General features: G+C 66.8%; 18 protein-coding genes. 7 read left to right on the top strand and 11 right to left on the bottom strand.

Translation table 11 applies throughout. The features are described from left to right. Nucleotides 1–34 precede the first annotated feature (34 nt). The gene (locus NMQ11_RS10240) at nt 35–481 is read left to right on the top strand and encodes an SRPBCC domain-containing protein (RefSeq protein WP_255167806.1); all 447 of its coding nucleotides are present in this window, start codon (nt 35–37) and stop codon (nt 479–481) included. A 31-nt stretch (nt 482–512) separates the two neighbouring features. On the opposite strand, the gene NMQ11_RS10245 is transcribed toward NMQ11_RS10240, so the two are convergent. Then, nucleotides 513–1,166, bottom strand: a complete 654-nt coding sequence (locus NMQ11_RS10245; RefSeq protein WP_255167808.1) for an HAD family hydrolase — start codon at nt 1,164–1,166, stop codon at nt 513–515. Nucleotides 1,167–1,342: 176 nt separating this feature from the next. Between NMQ11_RS10245 and NMQ11_RS10250 the strand changes: the two genes are divergently transcribed. Continuing rightward, nucleotides 1,343–1,867: a DUF6735 family protein gene (locus NMQ11_RS10250; protein ID WP_255167810.1), complete on the top strand. Its 525-nt coding sequence runs from the start codon at nt 1,343–1,345 to the stop codon at nt 1,865–1,867. 6 nt (nt 1,868–1,873) lie between these two features. Here the strand turns inward: NMQ11_RS10250 and NMQ11_RS10255 are convergent, their stop codons facing one another. Next, nucleotides 1,874–3,658, bottom strand: a complete 1,785-nt coding sequence (locus NMQ11_RS10255; RefSeq protein ID WP_255167812.1) for a MutS-related protein — start codon at nt 3,656–3,658, stop codon at nt 1,874–1,876. Between the two features lie 108 nt (nt 3,659–3,766). Here NMQ11_RS10255 and NMQ11_RS10260 point away from each other — a divergent pair, with 108 nt between their 5' ends. Beyond that, complete coding sequence (locus tag NMQ11_RS10260) at nt 3,767–5,194, top strand: hypothetical protein (RefSeq protein ID WP_255167814.1); 1,428 nt, start codon at nt 3,767–3,769, stop codon at nt 5,192–5,194. Between the two features lie 866 nt (nt 5,195–6,060). On the opposite strand, the gene NMQ11_RS10265 is transcribed toward NMQ11_RS10260, so the two are convergent. Continuing rightward, the gene (locus tag NMQ11_RS10265) at nt 6,061–6,300 is read right to left on the bottom strand and encodes a glutaredoxin family protein (protein ID WP_255167816.1); all 240 of its coding nucleotides are present in this window, start codon (nt 6,298–6,300) and stop codon (nt 6,061–6,063) included. A gap of 635 nt (nt 6,301–6,935) precedes the next feature. On the opposite strand from NMQ11_RS10265, the gene NMQ11_RS10270 reads away from it, so the two are divergent. Continuing rightward, nucleotides 6,936–7,151 (top strand): hypothetical protein, encoded by a 216-nt coding sequence (locus tag NMQ11_RS10270; protein ID WP_255167821.1) that lies wholly within the window; start codon nt 6,936–6,938, stop codon nt 7,149–7,151. Between the two features lie 94 nt (nt 7,152–7,245). On the opposite strand, the gene gvpM is transcribed toward NMQ11_RS10270, so the two are convergent. From gvpM to NMQ11_RS10310, 8 genes are read right to left on the bottom strand one after another with little or no spacing between them, the layout of a single operon-like run. Further along, on the bottom strand, nt 7,246–7,521 hold the full coding sequence (gvpM, locus tag NMQ11_RS10275) for a gas vesicle protein GvpM (protein ID WP_255167822.1): 276 nt from the start codon (nt 7,519–7,521) through the stop codon (nt 7,246–7,248). Then, on the bottom strand, nt 7,522–8,412 hold the full coding sequence (gene gvpL, locus NMQ11_RS10280; RefSeq protein ID WP_255167824.1) for a gas vesicle protein GvpL: 891 nt from the start codon (nt 8,410–8,412) through the stop codon (nt 7,522–7,524). It abuts the gene before it with no gap. After that, on the bottom strand, nt 8,412–8,753 hold the full coding sequence (locus tag NMQ11_RS10285) for a gas vesicle protein K (RefSeq protein ID WP_255167825.1): 342 nt from the start codon (nt 8,751–8,753) through the stop codon (nt 8,412–8,414). Before NMQ11_RS10285 ends, gvpL begins: the two co-directional genes overlap by 1 nt. Then, nucleotides 8,740–9,258, bottom strand: a complete 519-nt coding sequence (gvpJ, locus tag NMQ11_RS10290; protein WP_255167826.1) for a gas vesicle protein GvpJ — start codon at nt 9,256–9,258, stop codon at nt 8,740–8,742. The genes NMQ11_RS10285 and gvpJ overlap by 14 nt, the downstream gene beginning before the upstream one ends. Then, nucleotides 9,251–10,144, bottom strand: a complete 894-nt coding sequence (locus tag NMQ11_RS10295; protein ID WP_255167828.1) for a hypothetical protein — start codon at nt 10,142–10,144, stop codon at nt 9,251–9,253. The genes gvpJ and NMQ11_RS10295 overlap by 8 nt, the downstream gene beginning before the upstream one ends. After that, nucleotides 10,137–10,634, bottom strand: coding sequence for an Hsp20/alpha crystallin family protein (locus NMQ11_RS10300; protein WP_255167829.1), 498 nt, complete (start codon nt 10,632–10,634; stop codon nt 10,137–10,139). The genes NMQ11_RS10295 and NMQ11_RS10300 overlap by 8 nt, the downstream gene beginning before the upstream one ends. Further along, nucleotides 10,634–10,888, bottom strand: coding sequence for a gas vesicle protein GvpF (gene gvpF, locus NMQ11_RS10305; protein WP_255167830.1), 255 nt, complete (start codon nt 10,886–10,888; stop codon nt 10,634–10,636). The genes NMQ11_RS10300 and gvpF overlap by 1 nt, the downstream gene beginning before the upstream one ends. Then, a complete protein-coding gene (locus NMQ11_RS10310) occupies nt 10,888–11,511 on the bottom strand; it encodes a GvpL/GvpF family gas vesicle protein (protein WP_255167831.1) in 624 nt (207 codons plus the stop codon). Before NMQ11_RS10310 ends, gvpF begins: the two co-directional genes overlap by 1 nt. A gap of 309 nt (nt 11,512–11,820) precedes the next feature. On the opposite strand from NMQ11_RS10310, the gene gvpA reads away from it, so the two are divergent. From gvpA to gvpO, 3 genes are read left to right on the top strand one after another with little or no spacing between them, the layout of a single operon-like run. After that, nucleotides 11,821–12,108: a gas vesicle protein GvpA gene (gene gvpA / locus NMQ11_RS10315; RefSeq protein ID WP_255167832.1), complete on the top strand. Its 288-nt coding sequence runs from the start codon at nt 11,821–11,823 to the stop codon at nt 12,106–12,108. A gap of 8 nt (nt 12,109–12,116) precedes the next feature. Next, entirely contained in the window at nt 12,117–13,157 is a 1,041-nt protein-coding gene (gene gvpN / locus NMQ11_RS10320) for a gas vesicle protein GvpN (RefSeq protein WP_255167833.1), read from the top strand. 1 nt (nt 13,158) lies between these two features. Further along, nucleotides 13,159–13,656: a gas vesicle protein GvpO, halophile-type gene (gene gvpO, locus NMQ11_RS10325; RefSeq protein ID WP_255167834.1), complete on the top strand. Its 498-nt coding sequence runs from the start codon at nt 13,159–13,161 to the stop codon at nt 13,654–13,656. The last annotated feature ends 16 nt before the right edge of the window (nt 13,657–13,672 follow it).

Below are 13,672 nucleotides of genomic sequence, written 5' to 3' on the forward strand. Positions count from 1 at the left end.
ACACGCTTTGTCCTCGAGTGCGTCAGTGTGTAGCATGCACCAGGTCGAGTCGTTCGAGGAGATCGATGCGCCACCCGAGGTCGTCTGGGAGGTGCTCCTCGAGTTCGACACGTACCCCGAGTGGAACCCGTTCGTTCGGTCGATCGAGGGGGTTCCGATCAGGGGCGAGCGCCTCGAGATCAGGATCGAGCCGCCGGGCGCTCGCGGAATGACGTTCAGACCGGAGGTCGTCGTCGCCGAGGAGAACCGCCGGCTGGCCTGGCTCGGCCGGCTCGTCGTGCCGTTCGCGTTCGACGGCTACCACGAGTTCCGCCTCGAGCCGATCGGGGACGGCGATCGCACTCGGCTGCTCCAGCGCGAAACCTTCCGGGGCGCCCTCGTCCCCGTCCTGCTCGACAGGGACCGCATCCGGCGCGGGTTCGAAGCGATGAACGGCGCCGTCAGAGAGCGCGCCGAGGCCAGAGTGGACGCGACGGTCTGACGTCCCCATCGAAGCCGGCGGGGGCCGGCGCTTACAGTTCTCCCAGTTCGCCGAGCGTCTCGATCTCGTAGTCGGGCTCGACGTCGTAGCGGCCGAGGTCGTAGCCGTCGCGGTGGTCCCGGCGGATGAACGCCGAGTCGATGCCGAGCGCGTCGGCGACGGCGACGTCGACCCAGCTGTCCCCGACGTACAGCGGCTCCGTCGCGCCCATCTCGTCGATCGTCCGCTCGAGGTAGTGCGGCGCCGGCTTCTTCCGTTCGATCCCCTCGAGCGTGGGCTCTCGGCCGTACCACGGGTCGAAGCCCTCGAGGTCGAAGTGGTCGACGATGTTCTCGATCGTCTCGTGCTGATTGTTGCTCACGATCGCCCGCGGTCGGGAGAGCGACTCGAGCGTCGAAACGTCGTCGTACAGCGTCTTTCGCCCCTCCCGGAGCTCCGTGAGCTGGGCGTCGATCGCGGCCCGCTCGCGGGCCGCCCAGAGCGTCTCCACGTCGACGCCGTGTTCGTTCGCGAGACCGCGCAGCGAGGAGACGTCCGGACGCATCAGCGTCTCGATGTGGTCGTCGGTCGGCGTCGAGACGCCGACTTCGTCGTAGGCCGCGCGCATCGCCCGGCGGAGGGCTTCGTGGCGCGTCGGCGTCGTCAGTACGCCGTCGTTGTCGAAGACGACTGCGTCGTAGCGCATTCGGCCGATGGTACGGCCGGGAGGGGTTTCGACCTTGCGCTTTCGGCGATCCGTCGGCGAACACGCGTACGTACGTTCAAGTACGAACCCGCGGCGAACCCCGGTGATGTCTCCACGTCGAAGCCGCCGTCGGGTCCGCTCGAGCGTCGACCACCACACCCCCTCACGAGCGACCGATGGGGCATAGAGCGCTCGTCGCCTACCGGCGCCCGGACGGGCGGTACGACCTGCGGTACAGCCACTGGGGGGCGGATCGCTTCGCCCTGGCGTGGCGTCTCACCGCGTCGACGCCGCTGGCCAGCGGCGCGGTCGAACCGGATCTGATGGCGGACGGCGTCTCCCCCGGGGCGCTTCTCGCGGAGCACCTCGACCCGCGGACGTACGAGGCGCTCTACCTCGTCTCCGGCGGCTTCGACGTCACGACGTACCTCGTCGCCTCTCTCGAGCTCCACACCGCGATCGACGACGCTCGGCGACGGCCCCGCGGCGTCATCGTCGAGGTCACCCCCGGAACCCCCGAGCGAGAGCTGCGGAACTGGCTGCGCGTGACGACGGACGTCCTGGCCGACGTCGTCGACGCCGGGGCGCTCTCGAGGGAAACCGCGAGGGCGTACCTCGAGAACCGCGTTCGGGACGAGCTGAACGGCTACTGCTACACGTACGAACCACCGGGCCGGCGAGACGACGAGCGCCGACGATGAGAGTGCTCAGTCGCTCCAGCGGGCGTCGGCGAGCGTCCGCTGGACGACCTCGTGACCGACCGCCGCCGCGAGCGTCTCGAAGCCCGCGCGCTCGGTCCGGTCGGTCGCGTTCGCCATCAGCCGCGAGACGATGAACTCCGGCGTCGACCGCCCGACCGTCTCGAATCGGGGCTGGTAGTCGACGAGCAACTCGAGCTCCGGGCTCAGCCCCTCGGCGAAGATGCCGTCCACCCGTGCTTCGGGGGGAAGCGGCTCGAGGTCGTCCGCGAGGTGGGTGACGAACACGCCCAGGGCCTCCCGTTCGACCGAGAGGGTCACGAGCCCGTGGAGCAAGTCGGCGGCGCTGCCGGGTTCGGTGATCGCCTCGAACTCGTCGACGAGCATCAGGGTCCGCCCGCCGTCCGCCAGCGGTGGAACGATCGAGCGCAGCGTCGACTCGAGGACGCCCGCGTTGAAGCTGGCGTGCCGTCGGTGAAACACCAGCGAGTCGACCGGCGTTACCTCCGCCGACCGGGCGGGCACCGGCAGCCCCATCGTCGCCAGCAACACGACCTGACACAGCGTCTCGAGCAGCGTCGTCTTCCCGCCGCTGTTGGCCCCCGTCAACACCGCGACCCGCTCTTCGCCCGGCAGGGTCTCGAGGTCGGCCGCCGCGTCGGCGACGGCCCCCCCGTCGACCGCGTGCTCGCCCAGCGCGTAGGTGACCGGCTGAACCGACTCCTCGCCCCTGGCGGCGATAGCGAGGTTGCGCGCGTCGACGACGGAGACGGCCGCCGCCTCTCCGTCGACGAACGTCGGCCGGGTACAGTCGTACGCCAGCGCGAACCGGGCCAGCGAGAGGTGCAACGCGATCTCGTCGACAGCGGCGACCGCGCTCTCGACGGCGTCGCGGCTCTCCTCGAGGGTCGCCTCGAACTCGGCTGCGACCGTCTCCTCGCGCTCGTCGACCGCCTCCGTCAGGCCCGCCCGGAGGTTCCGGAGCGTGCCGCCGACGAAGTCGGTCGCGTCCGCCGCGTCCGCCGGCATCGCGTCGCGGACCTGGTCGACCGTCACGCGGCTCTCCGACAGGACGTGATCCTCGAACGCCTCGCGGAACTCGCCGGTGTCCCGAACGCCGTCCGAGCGGAGCTCCTCGATCACGTCGAGGGCGTTCGCGTCCATGTCCTCGACCGTTCCCAGCCCCTCCCGCAGGCGGTCGAGTTCGTCGTCGGCTCCCTCGCGGACGCGACCGCCCTCGAGCGCCGCCAGGGCGCCAGCGGCGGCTTCGAGGCGGTCTCGCTCGAGCGTCGCGATCGTCTCGAAGGGGCCGGCGGCGACGTCCGCCTCGAGCAGGGCCAGCGCGGCCTCGACGGCGGCGCGCTCGCTCCCGTCGCGCTCGTCGTAGCGCTCGTACGCCGCGAGCACGGCCTCCCGGTCGTCGTCCGCGAGCGTCGCCCAGGCGTCCCCGGTCGCCAGCACGGCGTCGAGTCGGTCGTCCATCGCCTCGCGGCTCGTCAGGGGGGTGAGCACCCGAATACGGTCGGCCGCGCGCTCCGTCACCGCGTGATCGACGACGAGGTCGAGCACCTCCTTGTACGCCGCCCTGGCGTCGCTCGTCGCCAGCAGTTCCATCCCCGCGCCCCCGGTCGCCCGGCGCAGGATGCGCGTCGCCCGCCCGCGGGGTAAGCCGGCCTCGGACAGCGCCCTGACGTCGCCGCTCTCGATCGCCGCGGCCGCCCGCTCGGCGCCCAGTTCGTCGACGAGCGTCTCGCGCGTCTTCGGGCCGACTCCCCAGTACTCCTCGAGTCGCATACCCCCAGGTTCGAAGCCAGCGGCTTGAAGACTGCGGCTGTCCCCCGGTCGCGGACGGCGCAATCCGGCCCGCGGTCGACAGCGTGGACGGATCGTGAAAAATGAGTGATGTTTCGAGGAGCGGATGAACTCGTTCTAACAGTTCGTGTCCTCGCCGTCTTCGCCGACGTCGTTGTCATCGTAGTCGTCGTCTTCGTCGACGGCGTCGTCCTCAACCGGCTCTTCATCGACCGGCTCTTCATCGACCGGATCTTCCTCGACGGGTTCGTCATCGACGTGATCGACGAGGACGAAGATGGTCGCCTGCTGGATGGTCACCTCGAGCCGTTCCTCATCGACGGGCTCGTCGTCTATCTCGTCGTTGTCGTCGACGCCGACATCGTTGTCGTCGACGTCGTTCTCGTCGACATCGTTGTCATCGTCAACGTCGTTTTCGTCGACGGCGTCGTCGTCAACGTCGTTCTCGTCGACATCGTTGTCATCGTCAACGTCGTTTTCATTGACGGTGTCATCGTCAACGTCGTTTTCATCGACGGTGTCATCGTCAACGTCGTTGTCATCGACGGGATCTTCCTCGACGGGTTCGTCATCGACGTGATCGACGAGGACGAAGATGGTCGCCTGCTGGATGGTCACCTCGAGCCGTTCCTCATCGACGGGTTCGTCGTCTACCTCGTCGTTGTCGTCGACGCCGACGTCATCGTCATTGGCGTCGTTCTCGTCGACATCGTTCTCGTCGACGTCGTTGTAGTCGTCGTCTTCGTCAACGTCGTTCTCGTCGACATCGTTGTCGTCGACGTCCTCGTCAACGTCGTTGTCATCGTAGTCGTCATTTTCATCGACGGCGTCGTCGTCAGCCGGCTCTTCATCGACTGGCACGTCCTCGGGTCCGTCGAGTTCGATGACGAAGATTGTCGCCTGTTCGATGGTCACCTCGAGCCGTTCCTCATCGACGGGCTCGTCGTCTATCTCGTCGTTGTCGTCGACGCCGACATCGTTGTCGTCGACGTCGTTCTCGTCGACATCGTTGTCATCGTAGTCGTCGTTTTCATCGACATCGTTGTCATCGTAGTCGTCGTTTTCATCGACGGTGTCGTCGTCGACGTCGTTGTCATCGACGGGATCTTCCTCGACGGGTTCGTCATCGAGGTGGTCGAGTTCGACGATGGTCGGCTGTTCGATGGTTACGTGGATCTCACCCTCAAAGGCAGGTCCGTTCTCGTCGACGTCGTTGTCATCGACATCGTTGTCGTCGACGCCGACATCGTTCTCATCGGCGTCGTTGTCGTCGACGCCGTTCTCGTCACCCGGATCTTCAAGGCCTTCGGTTTCAAGGCCTTCTACAACGGCAATAATGGTTGCATGCTCGATGGTGAGGGAGTCATCGTGCATGTCGGTCGGTTCTGTCTGATCGTCATCGTCGTGCTCGTCTACTGTGGCAGCCGGTGCGCCAGCTACTGCAGCTGCGCTCGAGCACAGCACCGCCACTGCGATAACCACGACGAGTATGTTACGTATGCTCATGCCCCGCAGTAGAACACACCGTCGTCTCTCTGTTTAAACTGGTACTGCCATTTCGATTATAAATTGTTTATTCCGCTTCGCAACGGTCAATCGTCGCTCGTTCTCTTTTCGGTAAAAATCTATTATTCGGACTGTAGACGGGACAAGTGATTCGTGTGAGTATGATCCCTACGGAGGGACATTCCCCTAACTACGCCGTATAACCGGTTCAGACACTGTTTAGTCGGGAGGACTCGATAGAGGTGGCTGTGTCAACACGTGTCGTAAATACTCACGGAAACGACGGGTATCAGCAACAGCGACTAACCAGTTCACCAACACTGTGTACCGGACCGATCGGATTCATATCTCTGCTGATGGATGTAGTTGCCGTACCAGTATAGTGTGCGTACAATCAGTTCAGCAGATACGCCGTGTTCGTAGATCGCGTTTGTCTAAGTCTCTCCGATGAATCACGGCGTAAGATGGGGACGACTACCGACCGCGTTGTGACTGTGATGTGCGTGGAAACCCGGGCGGGGGCGGGAGCCCGCCCTGGCATGAGAGACATGAGCTAACTCGAAGCGGGGGCGAGTCCACTTCCGAGCAATCCGGGCACGAACGTCCGGCAATCGGCCGGTAGCGCGTCGTGGTCTGGGCCGGGCCGTACCCGACGGGGCGTTGCGTCCCCGCAGGTAACACCCAGGAGAGACGGGTCCTTTGTTATGGAGGTGCTGGTCGGGGTTAGCCCCTCGAAAACATCTGCAATGGTCGGCCCAATAGTCTGTACTGCAATGCTACGCCGCCAGCACGTCGAACTCGCGTCTGCGATAGGGTGCCGTTATACGGCGCGAGCGAGCCCCTACTCGCGGACGACGGCGACTTCGAGCGATGTGACGCTACGACAGCGTCCGCTCGACGTACTCGAGAATGTTCGCCGATTCGGCCATCGTGACGCCGCGGTCCTCGTCGACGAGCACGGGGACGCCCCGCTGGCCGGAGACGCGCTTGACCTCGTCGCGTTCGGAGTGGGGCGCGTCGACCCAGACGCTCTCGTACTCGACGCCGACCTCGGTGAGTTCGTCCGCGACGTCCTCGCAGAACGGACAGCCCTCGAGTTCGTACAGTGTGATCGCCATAGCGGGCGTTCGGCCCGGACGACCAAAGCGTCAGGGATGGCGGCAGGCGGCGGCGTGCTCGAAGCCGGCGGTCGACGTTCACTCGAGACGTCCTATCGACCTGAGTAACAGTTCGCATAAACCGAGAACGCTGTTGAACTGTCGTGAACGGTGACGTCCGGGCGGTCGGGCAGTCCGCCGGGCGTCCCCGTCGACGTGCCACGGAACCGTCCTCCGCCCTCGACGGGCCGGCCACGTCGGGGCTCGACGCCCGGTCTTGGCATCCGGTCGGCGTCGAAGTGGCCGACCGTCGGCCGAGACGCCGGACACTCGAGTGTGAACCGACCGCCGGTGAAGGCGACCGCCGATCGCGGCGGGAAGGCGGTGCGTTCGCTCGAGTAACCGGTTCGAAACCCCTCCTCGAGTCGCGGTTGTCAGTGCTTAATCGGCACCTATAGCGCACCGACGATCGGGCCGCAGTCTGGCGGTTATTCGCTCCGTATCCACCCTCCCGGTTGCTCCCGATCCGTTCGGGTTCGTTCCGGGGGTGGTCGCCGGGGTGGTAAACGGGGCCGTCCCGTTAATTCAGCCATAGATTATCCCCGCCGCAGGTTACAAGCCGGATAACTACATCCCGAGACGCCAACGCTTCGAGCATGATCGAATGCACCAACTGCGAGACCGCCCAGTTCCTGCAGATCACCCAGAGCCGCGTCTACTTCGAAGACGGGGAGATGATCAACGAGATCACCGAGCAGTACGAGTGTACGCTCTGCAGCGGCGAGGGCCGCTACACCTACAGCGAGGGTGGCGAGCGCACGAGCGTCACCGGCGACGTTCAGGTCACCAAAGAGCGCCCCGAGTTCGCCTGACCGCCCGCCCCCACAGGCGGGGGCGCGTCCGATGTGGATAGTTCCTCGAGCGAGCTGACGGCCGGACCGCTCGGCTCGCGGGTTCGCTCGACGCCTACTGGTCCGGGCGGGTGGCGGACTCCAGTCGCCGGTTTTCCCGGTGGCCGTACTGCCGTCTCGCAGTTGCCGCCGCCCGCCGCTCCGTATCCCACTCCTCGAACAGGCCGTAGTCCGTCATCGTCTCCATGCCGGCGAGCGCGGCGGTTAGCTTGAGTCCGACGAGCGGGATGTCGGCGACGGAGATGATGACGTCAGCGCGGAGCACCGCCCCATCGCGGAGGATCACGTCGAGCAGGTCCACCAGTTCGTCGTCGGTCTTGCTCGGCTGCATCTAGCGCTCACCCCCGCGAGCGGCCGCCCCCTCGCTCGAGTCCTCGCCCGAGTCGCCGAACGCCGGGGCGAACGTGTACGGCGGCCACGGGCCCGTAAACCGGACCTCGACGCCCGGCTCGGCCGCGACGTCGTCGAGGACCGCACCGACCGCGCTCTCCTCGCGCTCGGCCGCGAGCAGCGTGAGCCGACACAGCGTCTCGCCGTCGCGCTCGCTCTCCTGCTCGCCGAGCGTCTGGGCCGGCGACCGCTCGAGTTCGTGGACCTCCCTGGCGTGAACCGCCAGGCGCTCGTCGAGGTCGCCGATCAGCTCCTGGCGGCCGGCCTCCCGTAGCTCCGCGAGCCGGCGGTCGTACTGTTTCTCGAGCAGGAACGCGGTCCCCTCCGTCGAGTCGTCGATCCTCTCGCGAAGCTCGGCGAGTCGGTCGTCGCGCTCGAGCAGGGTTTCCTCGTCGATCGGCTCGACCCGGACGACCTCGACGCGGTACTCCCAGTGGCCGGCCAGCGACTCGAGAGCGCCCGCGACGGCGTCGTACTCCTCGCGGAGCCAGTCGCGGACGGCCTCGTCGTCGCCGCGGAGGATGGTGTCGAACTGAAACGGCAGCGGCGTGCCGAACGCCTCGCCGGCGGCGTCGACGACCGTCTGGTGGCGCACCAGCCAGCGCCGGATCTCGGTGAGATCCGCCGAGTCGTAGACGGCGTCGCACTCGTGGACTACCGCCGCGACGTCGTCGACGGCCACCGTGTAGACGGGTTCGTCGTCGATCCCGTCGGTCTCGAGGACGGCGTCGTCCGCCGGCGCCTGCACCACGCAGTAGATGTACCGGCCCTCGTCGATCTCCGGGGTGCCCCCCGCGTCGGCGCCCTCGCTCGTCGCGGGCTCCCGGCTCATCAGTTCTCGCCTCCGAACACGGAGTAGCCGGGCCGGCGGTGGGCCTCGGGGTCGGCGTCGAGGCGTTCGATCGCGTCGGCGACCAGCCCGTCCAGGTCCCCGCGGAGGTCGTCGACCCCGTCTTCGATCCCCTCGTCCCGTTTGAGCGCCTCGAGTTCGGCCTCGATCGCCGCTAGCTGTCGCCCCATCCGCTCGATCTCCTCGTCGGTGAGCGAGCCCGCCTCCATGCGGCGGACCGCCTCGCGCTCGAGGGCGTCCATAAGTAACTCGACGACGGTCACGATGAGGGTGACGAGCCCCTCGCGGGCGTCCTCGCCGTCGCCGACGTCAATCGTCGTCATCGTCACCTCCGTCTTCCTCGTCCCCCGTATCGTTCTCGTCTTCCTCGTCGTCGCTGAGCAGGTTCATCCCGCCCTCGACTGGTTCGTCCGGATCGGGGCGGGCGCCGAGGCGTTCGGTTCCGCGCTCGCCGTCGTCGCCCTGACCTTCGCCTCCGTCCCCGCCCTCGTCGTCTCGGTTTTCGTCGGCGTCGTCTCCCTCTGCTTCGGCAGAGACGTTCACGCCGCGGGTGGGATCGACCGGAATCTCCGGCCGGTCGCGGTTCGCGAGCTCCGGGTCGCCGGCGGCCTCTGCGACCCGCTCCATGTCCGTTCCCTCGGGGAACTCGAGGCCGTACTTCGCCGCCGTCTCGAAGGAGGCGATCGCCGCACGGACCTGGATGCCGAGCAGCTGCGTGTCGCCGATGGAGACGGCGATGTCGGCGTTGATGACCACGCCCTTGTCGAGCAGCATCTCGACGACGTCCGCGAGGTCGGACTTCTGTCTGCTTGGCTGGAACTCACTCATCGTCGCCACCTCCGCTCTCGCTCCGGCGCTTCTCCAGTTCGCGCTCGAACCTGGGCCCGTACACCCGGTCGAAGCCGGGCGCAGAGGAGTGGCGAACCTGCTTCGGAACCGTCGAGTGTCGCCCCGCGTGCCCGAGATCGTTCCGCTCGACCGGAACCGTCGACGCCGCCGTCGGGTTCCGCGAGTTCGTGCTCGTGTCCTGTCGGCGCATCTTCTCGCGGTTGAACTCGTAGAGCTTCTCGAACTTCCCGTGGGTCAGGATCAGCGCGTCGCGGAACTCGTCGATCCCCTCCATCGCCTGGTGCTGGATCATCGTCTCGTAGGGCTCGGTCTCCTCGCTGTCGAGGCCGAAGCCGTCCTCGCCGCCGACGCCCATCTCCACATCGCCCTCGAGCATCTCGCCGTCCGTGTCGATCAGCTCGTCGTCCTCGTCGTCGTCGGTCACCGAATCGACCGCCTCCCCGACCAGACTGTCCGCTTCTTCGCCCTCGTCGACCGTGTCCTCGAGGTCGCGTTTGGCCTCCCACAGCTCCCGGACGTTCGCCGCGTCCCAGAGCTCCTGGAGGTTGATCGCCCGGATCAGGTTCCGGAGCCGGACCACGTCGTCGGCGTCGCCGTCGGCGAGCGCGTCCGGAATCTCGCCGACTTCGATCGCCTCGAGCAGCGCCGAGACGTCGATCACCTCCGGGAGGTCCGTGAGGTCGATCGCGTCGAGGACGTCCTCGACCTCGTCGGCGAGATCGGCCAGCAGCGTGACGTTGTCGAGGACGGCCTCGAGTTCGTCGTCCGCGAGGTCGTCGAGCGTGTCGACGCCCTCGAGGGTCTCCTCGAGGTCCGTCAGGCTGTTCTCCGCGTCGTCGAGCAGGGTGGCTAGCTGATCACTCATGGGAATCTGGGGTGACGGTGACGGTGAGCACGTCGTTGTGGACCGTCGCCGATGCGGATCGGTCCCGCCAGGGGACGCTGACGCGCTCGAGTTCGCGCCCCTCCACGCCGATGACGAGGGCGTCGCCGTCGAATCCGACGGTGACGTCCTCGGGATCGACGCCGGCCAGTTCGGCGGTCACGAGCAGTTCGTCGTCGTAGGTTCGCGTGGAGACGTGCTCGCGCTGACGAGAGAGGCGGCGGCTGCGGGTTCGGTCGGGACGCGATGGCGTCCGTCCCGCCGGGCTGTCGCGGCGGTGCTCCCGGTCGATCAGGTCCTCGAGTCCCGAGCGGAGGGATACGCTGTAATCGACGTCCGCCCGCCCGGTTCGTCGCCCCTGGTCCAGCCGGTCGAGCGCGGTCAGCACCGTCGAGAGCCAGCTCCGTGGGCCCTCGCCGGTCCGGTCGGCCGGGCGGTCGTCTCCATCGTCCGTCGGTGGATCGTTCGTCATTACGTTTTCACCTCTACGCGGCCGCTCGAGAGCTGCTCGTGGGCCTCCCGGGCGATCTCGAGTTCCGCCTCGAGTTCCTCCTTTCGCCGCTCGTACTCCGCCCGGTCGCGCTCGCCGAGTTCGTACAGCAGCTGGTTCTCCTTGAGCTCGTCCTCGAGCGCCCGAACGTCGTACAGTTCGTCGAGTGCGATCGTGTGGAGCGCGTCGATGATCCCCACGAACGGTCGGAACAGGAGGTCGTCGAGGATGAACATTACTGGGCTCCGATGTGGATGTCGACGAAGCTGTACGGTGCGAACGGCCCGGTGTACTGGAACAGCAGGCCGTCGTGTGAATCCTCGAGGTCGGCGACCGCCTCGTCGAACGCCTCCCGGTCCTCGCGGTCGACCAGGTACGAGCGGTTGAGCACGAGCCGGTCGCTGAACAGCCCGTTGTCGACCGACCCCTCCGCGATCGCCTCGAGTCGGTCGTCGACGGCCTCCTCGAGGGCCTCCTCGTCGACGTCGGCGTCCTCCTCGCGGACGACTTTGAGCCCGAGTTCGACCTTCCCCTCGATGTCCCGGAGCGTCCGTCGAAACGCCGGCTGGGCGCCCCGGAGGACGTTCTTCAGCGCGCGGTCGTTGTCGAAGACCATCCCGAACTGCATCGGGATGATAGTCCGCCCGTCGCCGTAGGTCATGATCTCGCGCAGCACCTCGTCGTGGCGCTGGGCGTCCTCGTCGGTCTCCTCGGGCTCGGTCTCTTCGATGTCGGAGACGACCGCCGAGTACCGCCGGTGGGAGATCGTGTACACCGTCTCGGCGCCGCCGACGGCCTCGGTGTCGAACTCGACCGGCTCGCCGGTCTCGACGATGCCGTAGACGTATCGGTTGCTCACTGGCCGCTCACCCCGGCCCCTGCGCGTTGACTGGTCACACCCGCGCTACCATATGCGCGCGCATAAGTGAACCCCTTGCTGTAGAACGGGAAGCCGGTTATGCACGTCTTACTGGCGTTCGATCACCGACGTCTCACGAAGTGACGCCGGTCGACGGCCCACGAGCGACGAAAATCCGACGACCGTTCGCCGGTCGTGAACTACCCGAAGTAGTGACAGTGTGTACCGCTGATCGGTACCGTTCGTCTGCTTGCATCAGCAGCGTCAACGACCATACGCGTTCGTCGTGGAGTTGAGGATGCATCCACAATGACACAGACACGCCAGCGACCCGACTCCTCGAGCCTCGCAGAAGTCCTCGACCGCGTCCTCGACAAGGGCGTCGTCATCGACGTCTGGGCACGCGTTTCCGTCGTCGGTATCGAACTCCTGACCGTCGAGGCGCGCGTCGTCGTGGCCTCCGTCGACACCTTCCTGCACTACGCGGAGGAGATCTCGAAAATTGAGCAAGCCACCGCGGAGGGCGACCTCGACGACCTCGAGGAACTCGAGGTCGAGACGCGGCCCGAGTCCTCACCCAAGTCGGCCTCCGAATAGTCCAGTTCATGGTTGACGACTCGCGTGCACGCAAGGTGCGCGGTTCGAAGATTCGAGCCAGTCGACAGCAGAAAGAACAGCGGTGGGCGAAGAAGCGCCACGCGAAGAACGGAGCCGAAAACGGCGCCGCGACGACGCGGCGCAGTCGAGAGCGACGCGACGGCGGCGGTGACACGCCGCTCTCCCCGCCGGAGGAGATCGTTCCCGACCCGTTCGTCACCACCGACGAGATCGAGTCGATCCAGGATCGGATCACCGGCTGGCTCGACGCAGACCAGCCGGTCCACCTGATCGGCCCGACCGGCTGCGGGAAGACCGCGCTCGCGCTCTCGGCGGCCGCCCGGCGGGGTCGCCCCGTCGTCTGGCTCAACGGCGACGAGTCGATCGACACCGCCGCGCTGGTCGGCGAACACGCCGGCGGCGAGCGCTACCGCGAGGACGACCAGTTCGTCAGCGGCGTCCGCAAACAGACCGAAGTCGTCCGCAAGCGCTGGGTCGACAACCCGCTGTCGGTCGCCGCTCGCGAGGGCGCGACGCTCGTCTACAACGAGTTCTCGCGCAGCCAGCCCGTCGCCCACAACGTCCTGCTGTCGATGTTCGAGGAGGGCGTCCTCGAGCGACCGGGCAAGGGCGGCGACGGGCGACAGATCGACGTCCACCCCGAGTTCCGCGCCGTATTGACCTCGAACGCCGTCGAGTACGCGGGCGTCCACCAGCCACAGGACGCCCTCCTCGACCGCGTCGTCGGCGTCCACGTCGACTTCTACGACCGCGAAACAGAACTCGAGATCGTCGCGGCACACACCGATCTCGCCGAGCAGCGAGTCGAGGCGGTCGTCGACGCGACGCGCACCCTGCGGGAGGAACTCGACGTCGTCGTCGGCACTCGAGCGGCGATCACGGCGGCGAAAGGGCTCGCCGTCTTCGGCGGCGACGGGAGCGAGGACGCGGACGTCCTCGCCGACGTGTTCGCCGACGTGCTCGCGCCGAAAGTTGCCGGAACGGGCGATCTGAACGACCTCCGCGAGGAGATTACGGACGCACTCTAACATGGCCGAAGCCGACTCACAGCAGACCGAACAGTGCAAGGCCCTCACCACCTCCGGCGAGCGGTGTTCGCGTCCCGCCCAGGAGGACGGGTTTTGCCACCAACACGACGAGAGTGATCAAACAGTGAGCGAATCAGAAACCGAAACCGAATCCGACGAGCAGACAGAAAGCGAGGAGGCCGAGACGACCGATCCGGAGGACGTCGACACCGAGGACGTCGACGTCGACGACGAGCGGATCGAGGGCGTCATGGCCGTCCGCCGAACCGTCGAATCGACTGCCGGCGAACTCATCGGCCACACGTTCGACGGCGTTAGCGAGATCTCGGCCAGCGAGGACGGCTGGCGCGCCGTCGTCGAAGTCGTCGAGCGAAAAGCCGTCCCTGACACACAGGACGTCATCGGCCGTTACGAGATCGAACTCGACGAGGACGCCGTCGTCCAGGGCTACCGCCGGATCGACCGGTACCGCCGCGGCGACACCGCCGTCTTCGAGTAGTCACCGCCGGCCGTCG

Origin of the sequence: Natrononativus amylolyticus (assembly GCF_024362525.1) — an archaeon.
GTDB lineage: Archaea > Halobacteriota > Halobacteria > Halobacteriales > Natrialbaceae > Natrononativus > Natrononativus amylolyticus.

What these genes read in the sequence shown, in the direction of transcription:
- gvpL (WP_255167824.1), bottom strand. Translation starts at nt 8,412, where the DNA reads ATGAGCCGGGAGCCCGCGACGAGCGAGGGCGCCGACGCGGGGGGCACC.
- gvpN (WP_255167833.1), top strand. Translation starts at nt 12,117, where the DNA reads ATGGTTGACGACTCGCGTGCACGCAAGGTGCGCGGTTCGAAGATTCGA.
- gvpM (WP_255167822.1), bottom strand. Translation starts at nt 7,521, where the DNA reads ATGCAGCCGAGCAAGACCGACGACGAACTGGTGGACCTGCTCGACGTG.
- gvpF (WP_255167830.1), bottom strand. Translation starts at nt 10,888, where the DNA reads ATGTTCATCCTCGACGACCTCCTGTTCCGACCGTTCGTGGGGATCATC.
- gvpA (WP_255167832.1), top strand. Translation starts at nt 11,821, where the DNA reads ATGACACAGACACGCCAGCGACCCGACTCCTCGAGCCTCGCAGAAGTC.
- NMQ11_RS10270 (WP_255167821.1), top strand. Translation starts at nt 6,936, where the DNA reads ATGATCGAATGCACCAACTGCGAGACCGCCCAGTTCCTGCAGATCACC.
- NMQ11_RS10285 (WP_255167825.1), bottom strand. Translation starts at nt 8,753, where the DNA reads ATGACGACGATTGACGTCGGCGACGGCGAGGACGCCCGCGAGGGGCTC.
- NMQ11_RS10260 (WP_255167814.1), top strand. Translation starts at nt 3,767, where the DNA reads ATGTTTCGAGGAGCGGATGAACTCGTTCTAACAGTTCGTGTCCTCGCC.
- NMQ11_RS10295 (WP_255167828.1), bottom strand. Translation starts at nt 10,144, where the DNA reads ATGAGTGATCAGCTAGCCACCCTGCTCGACGACGCGGAGAACAGCCTG.
- gvpO (WP_255167834.1), top strand. Translation starts at nt 13,159, where the DNA reads ATGGCCGAAGCCGACTCACAGCAGACCGAACAGTGCAAGGCCCTCACC.
- NMQ11_RS10300 (WP_255167829.1), bottom strand. Translation starts at nt 10,634, where the DNA reads ATGACGAACGATCCACCGACGGACGATGGAGACGACCGCCCGGCCGAC.
- gvpJ (WP_255167826.1), bottom strand. Translation starts at nt 9,258, where the DNA reads ATGAGTGAGTTCCAGCCAAGCAGACAGAAGTCCGACCTCGCGGACGTC.
- NMQ11_RS10255 (WP_255167812.1), bottom strand. Translation starts at nt 3,658, where the DNA reads ATGCGACTCGAGGAGTACTGGGGAGTCGGCCCGAAGACGCGCGAGACG.
- NMQ11_RS10240 (WP_255167806.1), top strand. Translation starts at nt 35, where the DNA reads ATGCACCAGGTCGAGTCGTTCGAGGAGATCGATGCGCCACCCGAGGTC.
- NMQ11_RS10245 (WP_255167808.1), bottom strand. Translation starts at nt 1,166, where the DNA reads ATGCGCTACGACGCAGTCGTCTTCGACAACGACGGCGTACTGACGACG.
- NMQ11_RS10250 (WP_255167810.1), top strand. Translation starts at nt 1,343, where the DNA reads ATGGGGCATAGAGCGCTCGTCGCCTACCGGCGCCCGGACGGGCGGTAC.
- NMQ11_RS10265 (WP_255167816.1), bottom strand. Translation starts at nt 6,300, where the DNA reads ATGGCGATCACACTGTACGAACTCGAGGGCTGTCCGTTCTGCGAGGAC.